Genomic DNA, 16,774 nt, shown 5'->3' on the forward strand with positions numbered 1-16,774 from the left:
CGCCCTATTCGAGCGGTCAGCAATGAGCTTTTCCGGTAAACCCACCACGTTTGTGGAACAGATGATCGAGAACGACGGCTTTTGGCCGGATCTGTCTGTTGCCGAATTCCAGAAAGGATACCGCCTGCCGGCGGAGTATCTGGTGGACATGCTGGCCGCTGACCTGACCATGGCAATGGTTGAGGTCAATGCCGATCTGGCAGAGCTGAAACAACGCTGGCGTGCCCTTGGCATAAAAAGTGTCGAGGTTCCCGATCCTCTCCACCTGCCGCCGAAGCTCAAGCAATGGCCATTCATTCAGACCGATCAGAACCTTCTGCCTGATAACGCGTTGAAGCTGAAAATCTACCGACGAGCCGTGTACTGCCGGGCCAAGGCGAGCGCGTTACAGCAGTTCGCCACGGTGACCCGCCGCGAAAGCGCAGAGAACACGGGCAAGGAAGCGCCGGAGCGCGAAAGCACGTTCCTGGCATTCAGCCAAGCGGCCGTGCGCGCCCTGCAAGGCCGCAGCCGCATCACGGCGGCGCTGCTATGACCAAACTCCAGGGACTGACCGCCTACCTGCAGGAACGCCGCTTGGTAGAGCCCGAACAGCTCGACAGTTTCACCGAGCAGGTGAAGCTTGGACTGATCTGGAAACCCGACGTCGACGGGATGCACCTGGGCGACATGCACTATCGCGCCGTGATCGTCCTGGAGCGTTTCGCCGACCATCCCGCGCGGCTGATGGCATTGGTTGGCAGTTGGCTGGAAAGCCACGACGCCAACCGTGACCGCCACGAACTGCCGGCACCGGAATTTCTTGTGGAGCCGCTGGATAACGATCTGTTCGATGTGGAAATCACACTGGAATTTGTCGAGCCGCAGTATCTGGCCGAAGACGACACCGGCGAGATCCAGGCCTTCGGCAAGACGTGGGCTTTCGTTCCGTTTGAGCTCTGGGTTGCCGAGCGCGGCGAGGTGGCCACCGATGGCCGGGCGTAGCACGTTCGAACTCGACATTCGCGGCCGGTTGGGCGTTCGCGAGCAGTTGGCGCTGCTGAGTCTGCCGCCGCAATTGCGCCGCCGCCTGCTGAACCAGGTCACCAAACGCGTGCGGACGATGAGCCGCAAGCGTGTGCGTGAGCAGAGGAATCTGGACGGCACACCCTTCGCCCCGCGAAAGGGCGACGGCAAGGGCAAAAAGAAGATGGAAGCCGGCCTGGCCAAGTTGATGGTGGTCACGCGGGTTAGCGCTGATGAAGCGGAACTGGGCTGGAAAAACGCCCTGACCCGATGGGTCGCAACGCAGCAGCACAACGGCGTCAGTGAACGGCGCACTGCCCAGCAGATGCGCCGCTGGAACAAAACCCCACCGGGTTTAGCAGCAACTGATAAGCAGGCGAAGCGCCTGCGCCGGTTGGGATTCCGCGTGCGCCAAGCAGGCAAAAAGACGCTGACCCGGCCATCGGTGGCGTGGATTCAACAGCATGTGAACTACGCCAAGGCCGGCTTGCTGATCCGGATCCTGGACGATCAGCGCCGCGAAAGCACAGGCGCGCAGAGCTGGGAAATTACGCTGCCCAAACGCCAGTTCATCGGCGCCGAAACTGAACGCGACACCAATCTGCTGATTGGCCAGGTGTTGCAACAAATCCTGAATTCACCCCGCTAACGAGGCATTGCATGGCACTCGGTCAAGTCACCGTCGACAATCTCAATCTAGGCCAGGGCGCCGTCACCGAGGTTGAGCGTTACTTTCTTTTCATTGGCCCCGCTGCCAAAAACGTCGGCCAGTTCATTGCATTGAACACCGACAGCGATCTGGATGCCGCGCTGGGCGTTCCAGCGAGCGACCTCAAAACTCAAATCACCGCCGCGCGCCAAAACGGTGGCCAGCGCTGGGCCTGTATCGCAGCGCCGATCGGCCCAGAGGGTGAATGGGCCGATGCCCTGGAGAAAACTCAGCAGCAGGGACTGTCCGTCGAAGCGGTGGTGGTGACCAAACCCGTTATCAAGCCTGGCGACCTGACGGACATGCACGACGCGGCGATTGCTTTGAACAATCGCTACGGTCGTCGCGTTTTTTTCATGGCAGCCACTACCGGCATCACGCCAGATCAGACGTGGGCGCAATACCTGACCGAGCAAAAGGCCATGGTGACAGACGTCGCCGCTGCTCGAGTCTTGCCGGTACCGCAACTGCACGGAAACGATTTGGGCGTGCTGGCTGGCCGCTTGGCCAACGCCTCGGTCAGCATCGCAGACAGCCCAATGCGTGTAGCCACCGGCGCTGTGCTGGGGCTTGGGCCAGTGCCGCTCGACAGCGAAAAAATCCCTCTGCCATCGGCGGTGCGTAGCGAGCTGGATCGAGCGCGGTTATCGGTTTCGCAGACCTATCCCGATTACCCGGGCGTGTACTGGGGTGACGCCAATATGTTGGATACCCCCGGCAGTGACTTTCAGGTCGTTGAATATCTGCGCATCACCGACAAGGCCGCGCGCCTGATTCGCCCGCTGCTGATTCGCCGTGTCGCCGATCGCCGGTTGAACAGCACGCCCAACAGCATGGCGGTCAACACCAACCAGTTGATGGCGCCACTACGCGCTATGGCCAAGTCCATCAAGTTCAACGGTGAAGTCTTTCCCGGTGATATCGAGCCACCGAAGGACGGTGACCTGGTGCTGGAGTGGCTCAGCAAAACCAAGGTCGCGGCTTACATCAAGCTCAAACCCCTCAACTGCCCGAAAGACCTCACGGCGAATATCGCCCTGGATCTTTCCACTGACAAAACGGAGTAACGCCCCATGGCAAAGATTGGCGGCAAGAACTTCGACGTGAGCCTGGGCGATCTGTCGCTGCACGTCGAGAGCTGCACCCTGGACATCACCGACAACTCGGCCGTGGCGCAGACGCGTGGTGTGCCTGACGGCTACGTGGAGGGCGACGTGGCTGCGGCCGGCGAACTGGAACTGGATAGCTCCAACTTTCAGTTGCTGATCGACGCGGCGCGATCGGCGGGCAGCTTCCGCAAGCTCGCCCCCTTTGATGCGGTGTTTTTTGCCAAGGCCGGCGAGGACGAGGAGCTGCGCGTGGAGGCGTTTGGCTGCAAGGTGAAGATTTCCAGCCTGTTGTCGATCGATCCCAAAGGTGGCGAGAAAACCAAGCACAAGGTGCCGTTTGACGTCACCAGTCCGGACTTCATCCACATCAACGGCGTTCCGTACCTCGACGCTACCGAGATCGAGGGGCTGCGCTGATGGTGGACTGGTTCGACCGCGCCCAGGAGCTGGAGCAACGCCAGCGTGACCAGGCGATCAAGGCTCAACTGCTGACGCCTATGCCGGTCGGGCCAAGCCTGACCCATTGCCAGGACTGCGATAACGAAATCCCGCCAGCGCGCCAGGCGCTGGGCGGTAAAACGCGCTGCGTGCCGTGCCAGGCTGACTTTGAGCAGAGTAAACGCTGATGACCATCGAAGCCGTGCGCCTCGGCGCGCTGGAGCAAAAATTTGCGGTCTTTGAGCACCGCCTGAGCGAGCTGGAAGACCGCCACGAAACCGTCCCGACCCGCGTCACCAAGTTGGAGCAGGGCTTCGAGCATATGGCGGGGCAACTGTCGGAGCTCAACGCTGGCCAGCAGACCCTGACGGTCGCTGTGAACGACATCGGCGCGAAGGTCGGCCGCTTGCTGACCATTCTCACTGTGGTCGCTTCTGTGCTGCAGATGGTTGTGCCGGCACTGTTGCGGGTGTGGTTCCCATGAGCCTGCGCGGCAGGATTCAAGCCGGCGTGATTGCGCTGGCCAGCGCTCCGTTGGTGATCTTCCTGGGCACTTGGGAAGGCAACGGCCAGAACACCGTCTATGCCGACAAGTTGGCCAGCGGACTGCCCACTGTCTGCAAGGGCATCACTCGACACACCAGCCCGTTCCCGGTGGTAGTCGGTGACTACTGGTCGCCCGATCGTTGCGCGGAGGTGGAGCAGCTGGTGATCCGCAAAACCCAGCTGCAGCTGGCCGACTGCATCACCAACCCGGACGTGAGCCAGAACACTTTCGACGCGCTGACCAGCCATGCCCACAACGTCGGTGTGCCCAGCACTTGCGCCAGTCGGGCGGTGGCGTTGATCAACACCGGCCGCATTGCTGACGGCTGCAGGGCGTTGGCCTGGGCACCGGACGGCAAGACACCGGTATGGGCGTACGTGACCGACGCCCAAGGCCGCAAGCGCTTCGTTTCAGGCCTGCACAACCGCCGGCTGGCTGAAGTGGAGGTTTGTCTGAAATGACGATTCCACCGCTACGGCTCGCGCTGATCGTGATGCTGATTACTGCCTTGGTGCCCTTGTATTGGTTTATCCGGGTTGTGGATCAGCGTGATGAAGCGCTGAAAGACCTGAATGGGCTGAAGTCGGAGGTCGTCGGGTTACGTGAAGCGGCCCGAATCAGCGGCGAAATGCTCGCCGAACGGGACGCGATCGACCAACGAAACACACAGGAATTGACCGATGCGCGCACCGAAAACGATCGCCTGCGCGGCGCTGTTGACGATGGCACTGGCCGGTTGCACGTCCGCGCCACCTGTCCCACCGGCCAACCTGTGCCAGCCACCGCCGGCGCCGCCCGCGTGGCTGATGCAGGACGCGCCGAACTCGCAGCAGACGCTCGACAGGATTATTTCACCCTCCGCAATCAGCTCGCCTTAAGCCGGCAAATGATTGTCGGGCTGCAGCAGTACGTCCGTGGTGTGTGCCAGCGATCGCCGGCGCACCAAGGCACCACTTTTCCCAACCCCAACAAGAGAGCACCCCAATGAGCCAAAACACCGAAATCACCCTGGAAGTCGGCGAAGCGGAATTCACCTTCAACCTCACGCCGGCGGACGTCACCAAATACTTCAACGCCCTGACCCAAACCAACAAGGTGGCCCCGGGCAACAACCTGCTGATGACCACCGTCAAGCAAGAGGAAAAGGCCACACTCAAACCGCTGCTGGCCAACCCGGTGATGGTGATGCAGATCGCCGGCGCGCTGCTCGAGGAGTACGCGCCCAACGTTGAGGTGATCGTAAAAAAGCGCTCGAGCACGCTGAGCGCCTGAGCGAAAACGGCCTGGGCCAGCTGATGGCCCTGACGAACCGCTGGCTACCTGGTGCGGAACCCACGTCCGAGGCGATGGGCACGGCCAAGTGGCTGGAGGACGAACACTGGAGACGCATGGAATTTGCTGTGGCTAACGGCATCGCCCTTGCGCTGAACGGATAACAATTGTGGCAGACCGTAGCGCCAGCCTGGCTTTCATTCTGAGCTTGCAGGACAAAGTCACCGCGCCCCTGGGCAAGGTGAAGATGGGTTTCTCCGAGCTCGCTGATCAGAGCGAAAAGCACATCAAGACGATCGGCTTGGGCATGGGCGGCGTGACGGCGGCTGTGGTCGGCGTCCAGCAGGCGATGGCGCCGGCGCTGGAGGTCAATCGCGCCCTTGGCGACGTTCGGTCGCTCGGCGTGGCCGAGGATGCGCTGTCGTCGCTCAATGCCAAGTCGCTGCAGTTCGCCGTGAGCTATGGCGAGAACGCCAAGGATTTTGTGGCGTCCGCCTATGTGATCGAAGGCGCGATCAAAGGACTTGCCGGCAACCAGCTCGCGATCTTCACCAACACCAGCAACCTGCTGGCCAAGGCCACCAAATCCGACGCTGAAACCATGGGTGAATACGTCGGCACGCTCTACAACCTGCAGAAGTCCCAAGCGGATGCGATGGGGAAGGGCGCGTGGGTGGAAAAGCTCGGCGGGCAGACCGCGCTGGCCGTGCAGCTGTTTCGTACCAGTGGCGCGGCGATGAAAGACGCCTTCAAGGAAGCAGGTGCAATCGCCACCACATCGGGCGTTGACCTGGCCGAACAGATGGCCGTGATCGGTACGCTTAGCAGCACCATGGAAGGCGGCGACGCTGGCGGACGCTACAAGGCCTTTTTTGAAAACATCGGCGCCGCTTCCGACAAATTGGGACTCAAGTTCACCGATCAGCAGGGCAAGCTTCTGCCGATGATGACAATCCTGGACAAGCTGCAGGGCAAGTTCGGTGACCTGACCAGTGCGTCGGCCGGCGCCAAGCTGATGGAGGCTTTCGGCGGCGAAGGCGCCCAGGTGATCGGCGCGCTCGCCAAGGACACCGACCGGTTGCGCAACGGCATCGAACAGTTGGGCAAAGTGCGCGGTCTGGAGAATGCCGAGCAAATGGCCCGGGCCATGGTCGATCCCTGGCAGCAATGGGCGTCCCTGGTCGAAGTCATGCGGGTGGTGTTTGGCCAAGTGCTGATCCCGGTGCTGACGCCGTTCATGAACAAGATGGTGGATATCGGCAAAACATTGGTGCGCTGGTCGCAGCTGTTTCCCAACATCACCCGCGTGATCGGCATCGCCGCACTGACCATCATGAGCCTCGTCGGTGCCATGTCACTGCTGACGTTGGTGGTTGGCGTTTCACGGATGACCTGGCTGGGTTTGGTGTCGGTGTGGAAGGTCGTCCAACTGATGAACCTGCGCACCGTTGCCGGCTTCGTCCTGCAAAAACTGGCGATCCTGGCTTACATGGCCGTGATCTATACGCTCTGCGCCGGCCTTGCCCTGGTTCGTGGCGCCATGCTGCTGTGGCAAGGGGCGATCTGGCTGGTCAACGCGGCGTTGCTGGCCAACCCGATGGTGTGGATCGTTGCCGGTGTTCTTGCCCTGGTGGCCGTCATTGTCGCGGCGGTCTACTACTGGGACGAATGGACGTCCGCCCTGATGAACTCGGCCGCGTTCCAGTTCGTTGCCGACAAGCTGCAGAAGCTATCCGACTGGTTTAACTCCATGGGCGGTTGGTCAGGCATGGCCAAGGCCGCGTGGGACAGCATCGTCGGCATTTTCACCAAGGCCGTTAACGGCGTGATCGAGCTGCTGAACAGCATCCCGGGCGTGAACATCGAGGCGCGTTTCGGCGACATGCCTGAGGTGCCCGGCGTGGATGCTGCGACCAATGCAGCCGACACCGCCAACGCCGCGCAGAAAGCCCAACAGACCATCAACGCGGCCATCCCCAGCCTATCGCCGACGCGCCCTGCATCGGTGCCAGCCGGTGGACTGCTGACCAGCATCCAGAACACCACCAGCAGCCAGAACAAGGGCACGCATGTGGAAAACGTGAACATTCACACCAGCAAGACCATGACGCCGCTGGAGATGGAAAACCTGATGGCCATGGCGGTAGGCGGATGAGCGAGTACGTCGATTTGTTGATCGTCAACAACGACCTGGCTCTGGATCCGTCTCACCAGCCTCTGCTGGTCGACGACCGCGCCTGCATCGCGCAGGACATCGCTCACATGATCCGCGACAGCGGGTTGCTGGTGACATTGGTGGCCGAGCGCGATCGGCTTCGACAGCGCGACTGTATCCAGCAGCTGGAGCTGCTGGTGGAGGATGACCAGCGCCTGGTGCCTGGTACGGCGCGCATCACCCAGCAGGAACCAGGCGTGTACCTGGTCACCGCGAAAACCCTGAAATTTGGTTCGATTGAGGTAAGTCTGTGAGCCAGGTCGACTTTAAAAAATTGATCGCCGACGCCGGCATCCCGAACACCGAGGCCGGGCTAAAGGCCGCGTGGGAAAAGGAGGTGGAAGCCCAGGGCGCCAAAGTGGCCAACACCAGCAGCTATTCGCCGTTCTGGCGGGTGATGACTGCGCTGGTGACCAAACCGGTGTTGTGGCTGTTGGACTTTCTTTGCCTGACGGTGCTGCCGAACTTCTTTGTGAAAACGGCGGTGGACGGGTGGCTGGACATGCTCGCCTGGGCGGTCAACGTCGAGCGTAAAGGCGCCACCAAAGCCTGCGGTAAATTGCTGTTTACCCGGGCCTTGCCGGACGGTGTCCTGGAGCTGGAAAAAGGCATTGTGGTGCAGTCGGCCGCCATCAACGGCAACGTGTACCAACTGATTACCACGGCGCCGGCGACGTTCGTCGCGGGCCAACTGCAGCTGGAAGTTCAGGCGGAGGCGATCGAATCCGGCAGTGGCTTTAATCTCGCCCCAGGTTACTACGCCATCCTGCCGGTTCCGGTGCCGGGCATTGTTCAGGTCGTGAACAAGGACGGTTGGCTGGAATCACCAGGTGCGGATCCGGAGCCGAACGACCAGCTGCGTTTGCGCGTGCGCAACCAGTTCTCGGCCGTGAATCAGTGGCACACCGACGCGGTGTATCGGGCCATGATTTCAGCTTTTCCGGGCGTGCGTCCGGATGGCGTCTACTTCGAGCACGGCGCACCGCGCGGGCCGGGGAGTGCCAACGCCTTTGTGCTGTTTGACGCGGGCGTGCCGTCGGCGACTTACCTGGAGCAAATCAATTCGCACATTCGCGACCAAGGCAACCATGGCCACGGCGACGATCTGCTGGCCATGGTAATGCCAGAGGTGTCTGTCAGTGTTGAGATGGATCTATGGCCGCAACCTAACCTGAGCGCCGAGCAGGTCGACACGTTGAAAAGTGAGGTCGAGCTGTTCATAAGGGCCGCGTTTCGTGAAAGCACGCCGCGCGACTATCAGCCGACGCTCACTTATCCCCAGTCGCGTTTCAGCTTCAGTCGACTGGCGGAGGAGTTGCACCAGGAGTTCGTCGATATCGCTTCACTGCGGTTTTCCCCGGGCGTCGACATCACCAGCGGATTGGACATCCCGCGCCTGACGTCGCTGAAGGTGAACCTGCAATGATCAAACTCAAATTGCCGTTCTGGCTGGGCGGCACCGAGCTTTCAAAGCTGGTGGCCGCTGCACAGGCGTGGTGGGAAACCGTCACGGGTTGGTTGCATTGGCCCTATTCGCAGATCGATCCCGACACCTGCCACATGAACATCCTAGAGCTGTGGGCCTGGCAGCGGGACGTGACGCGCTTCAAAGGCGAACCGGAATCCCTGTTTCGGTTGCGCGTGAAGTACGCGTTTATCAACTCGGTCGACGCTGGCAGCACTGCCGGATTGAAACGCATTTTTGAGCGCCTGGGCGTGGGTTACGTCGAGATCGAGGAGCGTCAGCCCGATCGGGATTGGGACGTCGTGCTGCTCAAATTCAGCAACGCTCAGCTGTCGCTCAATCCCGAGCTTCTGCGCGTGTTGATCCAGCAATACGGCCGAACGTGCCGGCGCTACGACTTCGTCACCATCACACCCGTGGGGCTGCAAATCGCCCTGATCGACTTCAACGACGACCAGCAAACGCTGGTTGCCAGCCTGTAGGAGCGCACCGTGAGCGCCAGTATTACCTTGGCCGGCGAAAGCCAAATTGCCCTTAAACAAAGCCAGCAAAAGCCGCTGATCGTCAGTCGGTTCATCTTTGCCAATGTGCCGGGGCTTGATCCGACCGCGCCGCTCGATCGCGCGACCGGCAAGCCACCCGCTGAACAGATTGTTCACGTCTACACCATCCCGGAAAAGAACGCGGGTTTCGTGAATCCGAACCAGGTGGTGTACAGCGCACAATTGGGGTCTGACGTTGGTGACTGGGACTTTAACTGGGTCGGGCTTGAGGACGCCGACGGCATCTTGTTCGCCGCGTCGTCGGTGCCTCTGCAACAAAAGCGCAGGAACATTCCACCGGAGCAGATCGGCAACAACGTCACCCGCAATTTTCTGGTGGCCTTTGACGGTGCGATGCAGCTCACCGGTGTGAAGATCGATGCCAGCACTTGGCAGCATGACTTCACGGTGCGCCTTGCCGGTATCGACGAGCGCGAACGTCTGAGCAATCGCAACCTTTACGGACGTGCGTTCTTTTTCAGTGATTCACTGATGTTCGAAAAAGCAGAAACCGGGTACCAGGTCAACGGTGGCACCGCCTACGTCGAGGGCGTCCGTGTGGCGATCGCGAAGGCAGAAGCCATCCCGGGTGTCGTTCCTGTCGGCAAGGTCTGTCTGGACGTTTGCCTCGAGCGCCAACTGAACGATCGGGTGGCTGTATGGAAAGTGGTTTTCGGTGACCAGGCTGATTACACCGATGCTGCCGGCGTGCGTCATTACTGCGTGCCGATCGCTGATTTCATTTCGCCCAGCAATATCTTGGATTTGCGGGACGCCGAGCCAGTCGGCGGTGCGTTGATCAAATATTTCGCATCCCGTAACGGCGATTATCCGCAGCTGCGTGCCCGGGCCACGACCAAAGCAGACGTCGGACTGGGCAACTTGCCCAACGCCATCAGCGACGATCCAGCGACGAACAGCAGCGAGATCGTGGCATCTACGGCGGCACTCAACAAACTTCAGAAACAAGTCGGGGATTCAATGACCGGCATGGTGGCAGCGTTTGCAATGACCGCAGCTCCTACGGGATGGCTGAAGTGCAACGGTGCGGCGGTCTCGCGTAGCACGTTCGCACAACTCTTCGCTTGGCTTGGGACGCACTACGGGGAGGGTGATGGTTCAACCACATTCAATCTGCCTGACATGCGCGGCTTATTCCCTCGCGGCTGGGACGATGGGCGCGGGCTGGATCCCGGCCGCGCGCTCGGCGCGTATCAGGACATGATGATTCATTCGCATGCGCACTCTGCGTCGGCGGCGGCCGTAGGCGACCATTTGCACAGTGCCTGGACTGATGCCCAAGGCAACCACAACCACAGTGCCTGGACTGATGCCCAAGGTAACCACGACCACGGGTTTCGAATAGTCGATAACGGCGCCGGGATCAACGTGGGCTATCCAGCAGGTGGCAGCGTTTTCACAGAGCTGGAAATCCCCGGTGGCAAGAACGCTGACGGTCGCCCCATGCGCACCGACTACCAAGGCAATCACGCACACAACGTCGGCATCGGTGCCGCTGGCCTGCACGCGCACAACATTGGGGTGAGTGGCAGCGGTGCGCATACCCACGGTGTGACTGTTGCCGCCGCTGGCGGCGCCGAAACCCGGCCTCGAAACATGGCCCTAAATTACTGCATCAAGTATTGAGATCGAGCATGACTGAAAAACTGGTTTATCAAACCGACCACCTCGGCATTTTTATTGGTGCGGTAGCGGCTGATGAATCGCCGCTGGAGCCAGGTGTTTATCTGATTCCTGGCGGCTGCGTGGAAGCTGAGCCGCCTTCGGTACCGGAACACAAAGCCGCATGGTGGAACGGCAAGGCCTGGCAGTTGGTGGATTATTTCGGCGGTGTCGTGGTGTACAGCACCGAAACCGGCGAGCCACGGACTCTCGAAGGTTTCGAGCCAGTGCCGGCGGGCTTCACCATGAGCCGGCCAGAACCGAACCAGGTCTGGAAGAAAGGCAAGTGGGTGGATGACGTCGACGCCGTACTGGCCTCACTGCGCGATCAGAAACTGCAGATGATCGGGGCTGACTTCGCGGCCTACATCGCGGGGGGCTTCACCTCCAGCGCATTGGGCGAGCCATATCGCTACAGCAGCGCGATCGATGACCAGGTGAATTTAAACGGCCAGGTAGTGCTGGGCCTGGACGACGTTTACCCATGCTATGACGCCGACCAAGTGCTGGCGTTCCGGCCGCATACCATCGAACAGTTGCAGAAAGTCAGCCTTGACCTGGTGCGCTTCCGGCAGGCCGCACAGCAGCACGCGGAAACACTGCGCCAAGCTGTGGCGAAGGCTCAGAAAGACAAAAATCTGAAGGCAATGAAAGCCATCACCTGGACGCCGCCGGCATGACCTGGGCACCGGTGACAATGCGCTGGCCGGAGCAGGCCACGCAGTGGATGGCCGGGCTGTCAGCGGCCAAGGATCTGGCCGGTGGCGAACTGGCCAGGACCGCCCAGCGCCTTGCTGGCCTGAGTGGACTGGCCAACACCAACCCGGGGCCGGTCGGTGATGCAGCAAAAGGCGCGATCGCGGCCGGACGCGCAGCGCTGGCCGAGCAGATGGGGCAGGTTCCGGCGTGCCTGGTCGTGACGCCATTTCAAAGCGGCGTTGGCCAGGGCGCGGGCTATCAGCGCTTTCTGTCCGCGCCCAACGCGCTGGAACATCTCGCCAAGAAACTGGAAGACGCCAGCGACTGCGGGCGCCCGACCGGGCCGCAATACGGGCTATCGATCTTGTTCCTGGGCACGCGGCTGGAACAACTGGCTAGCACCTTGGCGCGATTCAATGCTCTGCTGCCGATCCCTGACCTGGTGCGCACCGAGCGCCGGGCGCAACACCTGGTGAAACTGGAGAGCGAAAAGTGGGAGATCCCCGGCGCTGGAACTCTGCCGCGCTGGAAGGGTTTGCCGCTGGAGCGTTGCACGGTGGTCAAAGCTGCCAAACAGTCGATGGCGGGGCAGATAGCCGTGCTGGAAGGCTACGCCGCCGACAGCTCGCCGTTGGCCGATCTGGCAGCGCTGGCAGCTCGCAAGAGCGCCCAGCAGCAGGGGAGAGATAAGCAATTGGCTGACCTGAAAGACCTGCTGGCCGGTGGCAACCCTGATGTCAGCATGTGCGCGCGGATGATTGGCCCAGGCACTGCCGGCGAATTACGCCGCGAGTTGTTGGCCGGCGATGCGCCGGGCCATGAATGGATTCAGTGTGTCGGGGTTCTGTTGGTCGGCAGTAAAAAAGGATTGAGCTTTGTGCGGGAACTGGTAGGCCTATGACGCTCTTACTCGACGGGCAAAAAGTCCAAGGCAAGAACCTCAAAGTCACGGCCAACCTGCGAATCGAAAGCGGCGATATGTCCGGCCAGACCAGCAACTCCGACAAGGCTCACAAAGGCTTCAAGCCTAAGACGCTGGCTGTCTCGCTGATGATTCCCTTTGTGGATAAAACCCAGCTGACGGATCTGTTGCGCATGGCTGAAGCCACCGCTGGCGGCGGTCAGTTGCATCTGTACCGGATCGTGAACGACACGGCCGAATCCTTCGGCGTGCGTCAGGTGGAGTTCTCCGACGGCGTCAGTGCGCGGGAAGCCGACACCCTGAAAGCCTGGCTTGTGCAATTCACCCTGAGCGAGCGCGAATCGAACCCGGAGAAAGTCGAAGGCCGGCGCGCCGGCAACAAGGTAGACGCTCAGGGCGCGCCGGGCAGTACGGTCGGCGAAGGCGCCGCCGGTGACGCAACCAACGACAACCCCGCGCTGAGCGGCTTTGAAAAAGTGCTGGGACGTGTGGATAAGTGGCTGGGCGGGAGTGAGCAGACGTGAAACTGCACAAGATACTTTCCATCAACGGCGCTCCGATCGCTCTCATCAATGAAGACGTCAGGCTGGACGCTACCAGCCCCGGCCGGGCGAACTTCACAGTTCAATCCCCTGTGCCGCTGAAAGGGTTGGTGACGCTGGATATCGGCTACAACGAGGGCACGCTGCAACGGCACTTTATCGGCTACGTCGAGCGTTGCACGGCCGCCAACGCGGTCGAACAGGTGTTGTTCTGCCGTGAGCTGGCCGCCGTGCTGGCCAACCCGTTGCCGTTGAACCTGCGTCATGTGGATCTGCGCGCCGTGCTGGCCCAGGTAAGCGAACAGACCGGGCTTCGCTTTCGTGTTCCCGATCGGCCTTATGCCAGCGTGAAGGCGCCGTATTTCTACAGCCTCGCTGCCGGTTACCAGGCTATGGACAGTTTGGCCCGAGTGTTCAGCATTCCCGACTTCACCTGGCACCAGCTGGGCAATGGTGAAGTGTTCGCCGGCAGTTGGGCCGACAGTTTTTTCGGCGCACGTGCGCCGCTACAAATTCCCACGGAGCTGTTCGACGGCTACCAGGGCAACCAGAGCGCAATGGTCGCGGCCCTTCCCGGGTTGCGACCAGGTGCAACGATCAACAACGGCGAGCGCATCATCACGGTGGCACTCGCCAATGACCAGATGGCCATCCGATGGACGACGCAATCCGCCGCGCTGTAGAGCGCCAATTCCCCGAACTCACCGGTGGCTATCACCTGCCGCGCTTTGCCCAGGTAACTGCCGTGGCCGACGCGCCGGCGGACGCCGGACTGTGCGATGACTTCCGGCCGCGCTACGCCGTGGACATTGTCGTACTCGGCCCGGATGACGAGCCAGATCCGGCCATGCCGCCGCTCACTGGCGTTCCTCTGCCGCTGCCCACCGGTGGCGAGGAAATGGGCATTTACGCCTTTCCGGAGGAAGGCACGCGGGTGGTGGTGTGTTTCGCCTACGGCCTGCCGAACAAGCCGTACATCCAATCGATCTTGCCGCACGGCCTGAGCATGCCGAAGGTGCCTAAAGGTGATCAGGTGTGGCAGCACAGCGAAGCCGCCCAGCAGCGCGTCGACGCTGACGGTAACTGGCTACGCCAGACCGATGGCAAGATCCGTGACCAAGCGATCGAGCGCGAGGTTGAAGCCTTGGACAACCGCGAGCAATTCCAGAGCCACACGCAAACGATCGATGACCACTCGACCGAGACGGTGGGTGGTGTGAAAAAGATCGAGGCACTGGGCGCGCTCAAGCTGATGTCGGGCGGATCTGCGAGCCTGGCGGCGGTGGACGATCTACACCAAGCTACTGGCCGGGATCTGAATCTGGTGGTGGGGCAGAAGCACAACGTTACGGTCGGTGGCGACATGCAAGAACAGATTCAAGGCTTGCGCACGAGCGTTTCAGTCATGAGTCAGAAATATGAGGCGCCTACGACATGGGTCGGATCTGAAACTACTAATGTGTTTGTAGTTCTGCATAGCGCACTTGATTTGTTATCAGCTCTAGCAACACTAATAGCAGAGCACACACACGCAGACGAAACTGCCTCGCTAACTGCGCAGGAATTTCTCGTTAAGTCTCATGAGTTTGCAGTGCTGTCAGGGGAAACGAAGGAGGTTACGATGTTTGAATGAAAAAAAGGGTGGGCGTGTGAAAAAAATGTCGCACACGCCACACCAATTTTACAAGTTTTCCGCTAGCCACTTGTTATCGCTTAGAATGCTTTTCCATGCGCCTACGGATGCTGATTTTACAACAAGTAATCTTTCGGATGCATCGAGTACAGTAACTAACTCATCTCGAATTTGGGTCGCGGTTTTTTCAGTTACAACAACCCATGCACCCGAAAGTACTTGCCTTGCCTCTCCCATGCTGGAGATAGTGACATTGAATTCATCTTGATCGAATTCTTGATTTAAATCGCAGCATACTAAGTAAGTAGCCATAACATTAGTCCTTAGCAAAGTAGTAGCCGATAATCATCGATACCATTGGCACAATACTTTGATAAATATTTTCTGCTAGCTTTGTTGAGCGACCAGTTACGTATTCGTCGGGTATAAAGCTAGTCAGGAAGGCAAAGGCTACAAGTAGGAATAGAAAAAGCAAGACTAATTTGGCAAGTCCAAGTTTTGCCTCGGGCATATTAAAAGATGCAACTCCTACATCAATCCCGTCTAGCTCGAAATCTTCCCTGTCAGCCATTCTTATAGCCCCAAAATTCTGCCAATAACTTCAATATCGTGAGCCTGATTTTCTTTTGCGACAGCTAAAAATCTGCCTTTTTTCTTCTCAGACTCTGCAACTTTAAGCAGTGCAAAGGCTCGTCGTATTACTTCACTTTTAGTAATGCCTTCACTTTCTGCTGTTTCGTCAACAAGACGTTCCATTTCCGGCGATAAATTAACGCTCATTCTAGACATTGTCTTTCTCCCTTCTTGACGGCAGAATACGGCATCAGATTTGGTGCCATTCTGGTGTATTTTTGGTGCGTTGGCAATTTTTTCGACCTTGGGAGGATCCATGGGTTCCGGTACAGATAACCAATCAGAGTTGGATGACTCGAACGGCCCATTGGACGAAGAGGAGGGGCTCACCAGCATTCCGATGAGCGGTGATGTTCATGTTGTCGATATGCCCAAATTTTTGATCAAGAAGCGTCGTCTATCCACCCTCCTTGGAATGGATACCGAACAGCCAGCAAGCAGCGATAGCGAACCTACAGAAAAAAAGGTTCGAAATGCAAAATATATTGGCGAGCTCATCACGAAAGCGATGACTGACGCTGAAATTGAGAAAGTTTTAACTCATGAGATCAATTCCATGATCTCTGAACATAGCGCGCTGAAAGATTTTGATGTGATTTTCTTATATGATCATCAACAAATTTCCCGAAATCATTCTAGTGCTATCTATCAAAGTCTCTCAGAAAAGAAAGTAAATAAAAATATTCTGCTTATACTGCGTAGTGCTGGTGGTGAAGTGGAACCGGCCTACCTCATTAGTAAAATGTGCAATCGATTTAAGGGTGACAATAAATTTTTTATATGTATACCCGCTGAGGCTAAGTCAGCAGCGACCCTGTTATCGCTTGGTGCGGACGAATTGCACATGGGTGGCATGAGTGAGCTGGGACCAATTGATCCGCAAATCAACGATTTTCCTGCATTGGCGTTCTCAGGTACATTGGAGAAAATTACTCAGTTGGCGGATAAATATCCAAATGCGGCTGATATGTTGGCAAAGTATCTGATTGGTAGTGAATTAGATGTGCGGGCTTTAGGTCATTACGATCGTATTACTGAATCTGCAACTCAGTATGCAACATTGCTGCTTCAGGCTAAGGCTACATCCACCACGGGTTCAGTTAAGGATTGTGAGTCATTAGCAAGCCATTTTACCAACCACTACAAAGATCATAATTTCGTCATTGATATAGACGAAGCACAAAAGCTACTTGGTTCTGATATGGTAAAGGCTGATACAGACGTTTACTCTGCGTGTCACGAGATACATAAGTTCCTCGAAACCGTTGAGCAAATTATGATTTTTCGGTTGATGAGTAAGCGTGTGGTTGCGTTGGGAAGGAATTTTCACATCTATACTATTCAAGACACCCACTCCTGA

At 58.7% G+C, this 16,774-nt stretch carries 25 protein-coding genes; 22 read left to right on the forward strand and 3 right to left on the reverse strand.

What is annotated here, in order from left to right:
- Nucleotides 1-22: 22 nt before the first annotated feature.
- The 21 genes from ACQ4OE_RS00925 to ACQ4OE_RS01025 are packed head-to-tail and all read left to right on the forward strand — an operon-like array spanning nt 23 to nt 14,781.
- The gene (locus ACQ4OE_RS00925; protein ID WP_430945487.1) at nt 23-535 is read left to right on the forward strand and encodes a head completion/stabilization protein; all 513 of its coding nucleotides are present in this window, start codon (nt 23-25) and stop codon (nt 533-535) included.
- Nucleotides 532-984 (forward strand): phage tail protein, encoded by a 453-nt coding sequence (locus ACQ4OE_RS00930; protein WP_123419144.1) that lies wholly within the window; start codon nt 532-534, stop codon nt 982-984. The genes ACQ4OE_RS00925 and ACQ4OE_RS00930 overlap by 4 nt, the downstream gene beginning before the upstream one ends.
- The gene (locus ACQ4OE_RS00935; RefSeq protein ID WP_116255951.1) at nt 971-1,654 is read left to right on the forward strand and encodes a phage virion morphogenesis protein; all 684 of its coding nucleotides are present in this window, start codon (nt 971-973) and stop codon (nt 1,652-1,654) included. The genes ACQ4OE_RS00930 and ACQ4OE_RS00935 overlap by 14 nt, the downstream gene beginning before the upstream one ends.
- Nucleotides 1,655-1,665: 11 nt before the next feature.
- Nucleotides 1,666-2,781: a DUF2586 family protein gene (locus ACQ4OE_RS00940; protein WP_116255952.1), complete on the forward strand. Its 1,116-nt coding sequence runs from the start codon at nt 1,666-1,668 to the stop codon at nt 2,779-2,781.
- Nucleotides 2,782-2,787: 6 nt separating this feature from the next.
- On the forward strand, nt 2,788-3,240 hold the full coding sequence (locus ACQ4OE_RS00945) for a phage protein (RefSeq protein ID WP_065615921.1): 453 nt from the start codon (nt 2,788-2,790) through the stop codon (nt 3,238-3,240).
- Nucleotides 3,240-3,449, forward strand: coding sequence for a TraR/DksA family transcriptional regulator (locus ACQ4OE_RS00950; RefSeq protein ID WP_116255953.1), 210 nt, complete (start codon nt 3,240-3,242; stop codon nt 3,447-3,449). Before ACQ4OE_RS00945 ends, ACQ4OE_RS00950 begins: the two co-directional genes overlap by 1 nt.
- Complete coding sequence (locus ACQ4OE_RS00955) at nt 3,449-3,745, forward strand: hypothetical protein (protein ID WP_065615923.1); 297 nt, start codon at nt 3,449-3,451, stop codon at nt 3,743-3,745. The genes ACQ4OE_RS00950 and ACQ4OE_RS00955 overlap by 1 nt, the downstream gene beginning before the upstream one ends.
- Entirely contained in the window at nt 3,742-4,269 is a 528-nt protein-coding gene (locus tag ACQ4OE_RS00960; protein ID WP_116255954.1) for a glycoside hydrolase family protein, read from the forward strand. Before ACQ4OE_RS00955 ends, ACQ4OE_RS00960 begins: the two co-directional genes overlap by 4 nt.
- Nucleotides 4,266-4,796: a lysis protein gene (locus ACQ4OE_RS00965; RefSeq protein ID WP_430945351.1), complete on the forward strand. Its 531-nt coding sequence runs from the start codon at nt 4,266-4,268 to the stop codon at nt 4,794-4,796. Before ACQ4OE_RS00960 ends, ACQ4OE_RS00965 begins: the two co-directional genes overlap by 4 nt.
- Nucleotides 4,793-5,080: a putative phage tail assembly chaperone gene (locus ACQ4OE_RS00970; protein ID WP_065615926.1), complete on the forward strand. Its 288-nt coding sequence runs from the start codon at nt 4,793-4,795 to the stop codon at nt 5,078-5,080. Before ACQ4OE_RS00965 ends, ACQ4OE_RS00970 begins: the two co-directional genes overlap by 4 nt.
- A 23-nt stretch (nt 5,081-5,103) precedes the next feature.
- On the forward strand, nt 5,104-5,244 hold the full coding sequence (locus ACQ4OE_RS00975) for a DUF6890 family protein (RefSeq protein ID WP_407047309.1): 141 nt from the start codon (nt 5,104-5,106) through the stop codon (nt 5,242-5,244).
- A gap of 5 nt (nt 5,245-5,249) precedes the next feature.
- On the forward strand, nt 5,250-7,235 hold the full coding sequence (locus ACQ4OE_RS00980) for a phage tail tape measure protein (RefSeq protein WP_430945352.1): 1,986 nt from the start codon (nt 5,250-5,252) through the stop codon (nt 7,233-7,235).
- Entirely contained in the window at nt 7,232-7,549 is a 318-nt protein-coding gene (locus tag ACQ4OE_RS00985; RefSeq protein WP_071173502.1) for a DUF2590 family protein, read from the forward strand. Before ACQ4OE_RS00980 ends, ACQ4OE_RS00985 begins: the two co-directional genes overlap by 4 nt.
- The gene (locus ACQ4OE_RS00990) at nt 7,546-8,721 is read left to right on the forward strand and encodes a baseplate J/gp47 family protein (protein ID WP_430945353.1); all 1,176 of its coding nucleotides are present in this window, start codon (nt 7,546-7,548) and stop codon (nt 8,719-8,721) included. Before ACQ4OE_RS00985 ends, ACQ4OE_RS00990 begins: the two co-directional genes overlap by 4 nt.
- Nucleotides 8,718-9,242 (forward strand): phage tail protein, encoded by a 525-nt coding sequence (locus tag ACQ4OE_RS00995; RefSeq protein WP_430945354.1) that lies wholly within the window; start codon nt 8,718-8,720, stop codon nt 9,240-9,242. Before ACQ4OE_RS00990 ends, ACQ4OE_RS00995 begins: the two co-directional genes overlap by 4 nt.
- A gap of 9 nt (nt 9,243-9,251) precedes the next feature.
- Entirely contained in the window at nt 9,252-10,949 is a 1,698-nt protein-coding gene (locus ACQ4OE_RS01000; protein ID WP_430945355.1) for a phage tail protein, read from the forward strand.
- Nucleotides 10,950-10,957: 8 nt separating this feature from the next.
- Entirely contained in the window at nt 10,958-11,665 is a 708-nt protein-coding gene (locus ACQ4OE_RS01005) for a hypothetical protein (RefSeq protein ID WP_320337490.1), read from the forward strand.
- Complete coding sequence (locus tag ACQ4OE_RS01010) at nt 11,662-12,585, forward strand: hypothetical protein (RefSeq protein ID WP_320337491.1); 924 nt, start codon at nt 11,662-11,664, stop codon at nt 12,583-12,585. Before ACQ4OE_RS01005 ends, ACQ4OE_RS01010 begins: the two co-directional genes overlap by 4 nt.
- Entirely contained in the window at nt 12,582-13,130 is a 549-nt protein-coding gene (locus ACQ4OE_RS01015; RefSeq protein WP_430945356.1) for a DNA-binding protein, read from the forward strand. The genes ACQ4OE_RS01010 and ACQ4OE_RS01015 overlap by 4 nt, the downstream gene beginning before the upstream one ends.
- Nucleotides 13,127-13,831, forward strand: a complete 705-nt coding sequence (locus ACQ4OE_RS01020; RefSeq protein ID WP_430945357.1) for a hypothetical protein — start codon at nt 13,127-13,129, stop codon at nt 13,829-13,831. The genes ACQ4OE_RS01015 and ACQ4OE_RS01020 overlap by 4 nt, the downstream gene beginning before the upstream one ends.
- Complete coding sequence (locus tag ACQ4OE_RS01025) at nt 13,804-14,781, forward strand: hypothetical protein (RefSeq protein ID WP_430945358.1); 978 nt, start codon at nt 13,804-13,806, stop codon at nt 14,779-14,781. The genes ACQ4OE_RS01020 and ACQ4OE_RS01025 overlap by 28 nt, the downstream gene beginning before the upstream one ends.
- 48 nt (nt 14,782-14,829) lie before the next feature.
- On the opposite strand, the gene ACQ4OE_RS01030 is transcribed toward ACQ4OE_RS01025, so the two are convergent.
- Genes ACQ4OE_RS01030 through ACQ4OE_RS01040 form a run of 3 tightly spaced genes read right to left on the reverse strand, consistent with a single transcriptional unit; the run spans nt 14,830 to nt 15,672 of the window.
- Entirely contained in the window at nt 14,830-15,093 is a 264-nt protein-coding gene (locus ACQ4OE_RS01030) for a hypothetical protein (RefSeq protein ID WP_430945359.1), read from the reverse strand.
- Between the two features lie 4 nt (nt 15,094-15,097).
- Entirely contained in the window at nt 15,098-15,352 is a 255-nt protein-coding gene (locus ACQ4OE_RS01035; RefSeq protein WP_430945360.1) for a hypothetical protein, read from the reverse strand.
- 2 nt (nt 15,353-15,354) lie between these two features.
- Nucleotides 15,355-15,672 carry a ribbon-helix-helix protein, CopG family gene (locus ACQ4OE_RS01040; RefSeq protein ID WP_430945361.1) on the reverse strand — a complete coding sequence of 106 codons (318 nt, stop codon included), beginning with the start codon at nt 15,670-15,672 and terminating at the stop codon, nt 15,355-15,357.
- Between ACQ4OE_RS01040 and ACQ4OE_RS01045 the strand changes: the two genes are divergently transcribed.
- Nucleotides 15,671-16,774, forward strand: coding sequence for an SDH family Clp fold serine proteinase (locus ACQ4OE_RS01045; RefSeq protein WP_430945362.1), 1,104 nt, complete (start codon nt 15,671-15,673; stop codon nt 16,772-16,774). The two genes, ACQ4OE_RS01040 and ACQ4OE_RS01045, sit on opposite strands and share 2 nt — an antisense overlap.

The organism is Pseudomonas sp. WC2, from assembly GCF_050586545.1.
In the GTDB taxonomy this organism is placed as follows: domain Bacteria; phylum Pseudomonadota; class Gammaproteobacteria; order Pseudomonadales; family Pseudomonadaceae; genus Aquipseudomonas.

Excerpts from the sequence above, each read along its gene's own strand:
- ACQ4OE_RS01025 (WP_430945358.1), top strand. The coding sequence starts at position 13,804 with ATGGACGACGCAATCCGCCGCGCTGTAGAGCGCCAATTCCCCGAACTC.
- ACQ4OE_RS00970 (WP_065615926.1), top strand. The coding sequence starts at position 4,793 with ATGAGCCAAAACACCGAAATCACCCTGGAAGTCGGCGAAGCGGAATTC.
- ACQ4OE_RS00985 (WP_071173502.1), top strand. The coding sequence starts at position 7,232 with ATGAGCGAGTACGTCGATTTGTTGATCGTCAACAACGACCTGGCTCTG.
- ACQ4OE_RS00975 (WP_407047309.1), top strand. The coding sequence starts at position 5,104 with ATGGCCCTGACGAACCGCTGGCTACCTGGTGCGGAACCCACGTCCGAG.
- ACQ4OE_RS01030 (WP_430945359.1), bottom strand. The coding sequence starts at position 15,093 with ATGGCTACTTACTTAGTATGCTGCGATTTAAATCAAGAATTCGATCAA.
- ACQ4OE_RS00950 (WP_116255953.1), top strand. The coding sequence starts at position 3,240 with ATGGTGGACTGGTTCGACCGCGCCCAGGAGCTGGAGCAACGCCAGCGT.
- ACQ4OE_RS00945 (WP_065615921.1), top strand. The coding sequence starts at position 2,788 with ATGGCAAAGATTGGCGGCAAGAACTTCGACGTGAGCCTGGGCGATCTG.
- ACQ4OE_RS00935 (WP_116255951.1), top strand. The coding sequence starts at position 971 with ATGGCCGGGCGTAGCACGTTCGAACTCGACATTCGCGGCCGGTTGGGC.
- ACQ4OE_RS00925 (WP_430945487.1), top strand. The coding sequence starts at position 23 with ATGAGCTTTTCCGGTAAACCCACCACGTTTGTGGAACAGATGATCGAG.
- ACQ4OE_RS00955 (WP_065615923.1), top strand. The coding sequence starts at position 3,449 with ATGACCATCGAAGCCGTGCGCCTCGGCGCGCTGGAGCAAAAATTTGCG.
- ACQ4OE_RS00930 (WP_123419144.1), top strand. The coding sequence starts at position 532 with ATGACCAAACTCCAGGGACTGACCGCCTACCTGCAGGAACGCCGCTTG.
- ACQ4OE_RS01010 (WP_320337491.1), top strand. The coding sequence starts at position 11,662 with ATGACCTGGGCACCGGTGACAATGCGCTGGCCGGAGCAGGCCACGCAG.
- ACQ4OE_RS01015 (WP_430945356.1), top strand. The coding sequence starts at position 12,582 with ATGACGCTCTTACTCGACGGGCAAAAAGTCCAAGGCAAGAACCTCAAA.
- ACQ4OE_RS01045 (WP_430945362.1), top strand. The coding sequence starts at position 15,671 with ATGGGTTCCGGTACAGATAACCAATCAGAGTTGGATGACTCGAACGGC.
- ACQ4OE_RS01035 (WP_430945360.1), bottom strand. The coding sequence starts at position 15,352 with ATGGCTGACAGGGAAGATTTCGAGCTAGACGGGATTGATGTAGGAGTT.
- ACQ4OE_RS00940 (WP_116255952.1), top strand. The coding sequence starts at position 1,666 with ATGGCACTCGGTCAAGTCACCGTCGACAATCTCAATCTAGGCCAGGGC.
- ACQ4OE_RS01005 (WP_320337490.1), top strand. The coding sequence starts at position 10,958 with ATGACTGAAAAACTGGTTTATCAAACCGACCACCTCGGCATTTTTATT.
- ACQ4OE_RS00965 (WP_430945351.1), top strand. The coding sequence starts at position 4,266 with ATGACGATTCCACCGCTACGGCTCGCGCTGATCGTGATGCTGATTACT.
- ACQ4OE_RS01040 (WP_430945361.1), bottom strand. The coding sequence starts at position 15,672 with ATGGATCCTCCCAAGGTCGAAAAAATTGCCAACGCACCAAAAATACAC.
- ACQ4OE_RS00960 (WP_116255954.1), top strand. The coding sequence starts at position 3,742 with ATGAGCCTGCGCGGCAGGATTCAAGCCGGCGTGATTGCGCTGGCCAGC.
- ACQ4OE_RS00995 (WP_430945354.1), top strand. The coding sequence starts at position 8,718 with ATGATCAAACTCAAATTGCCGTTCTGGCTGGGCGGCACCGAGCTTTCA.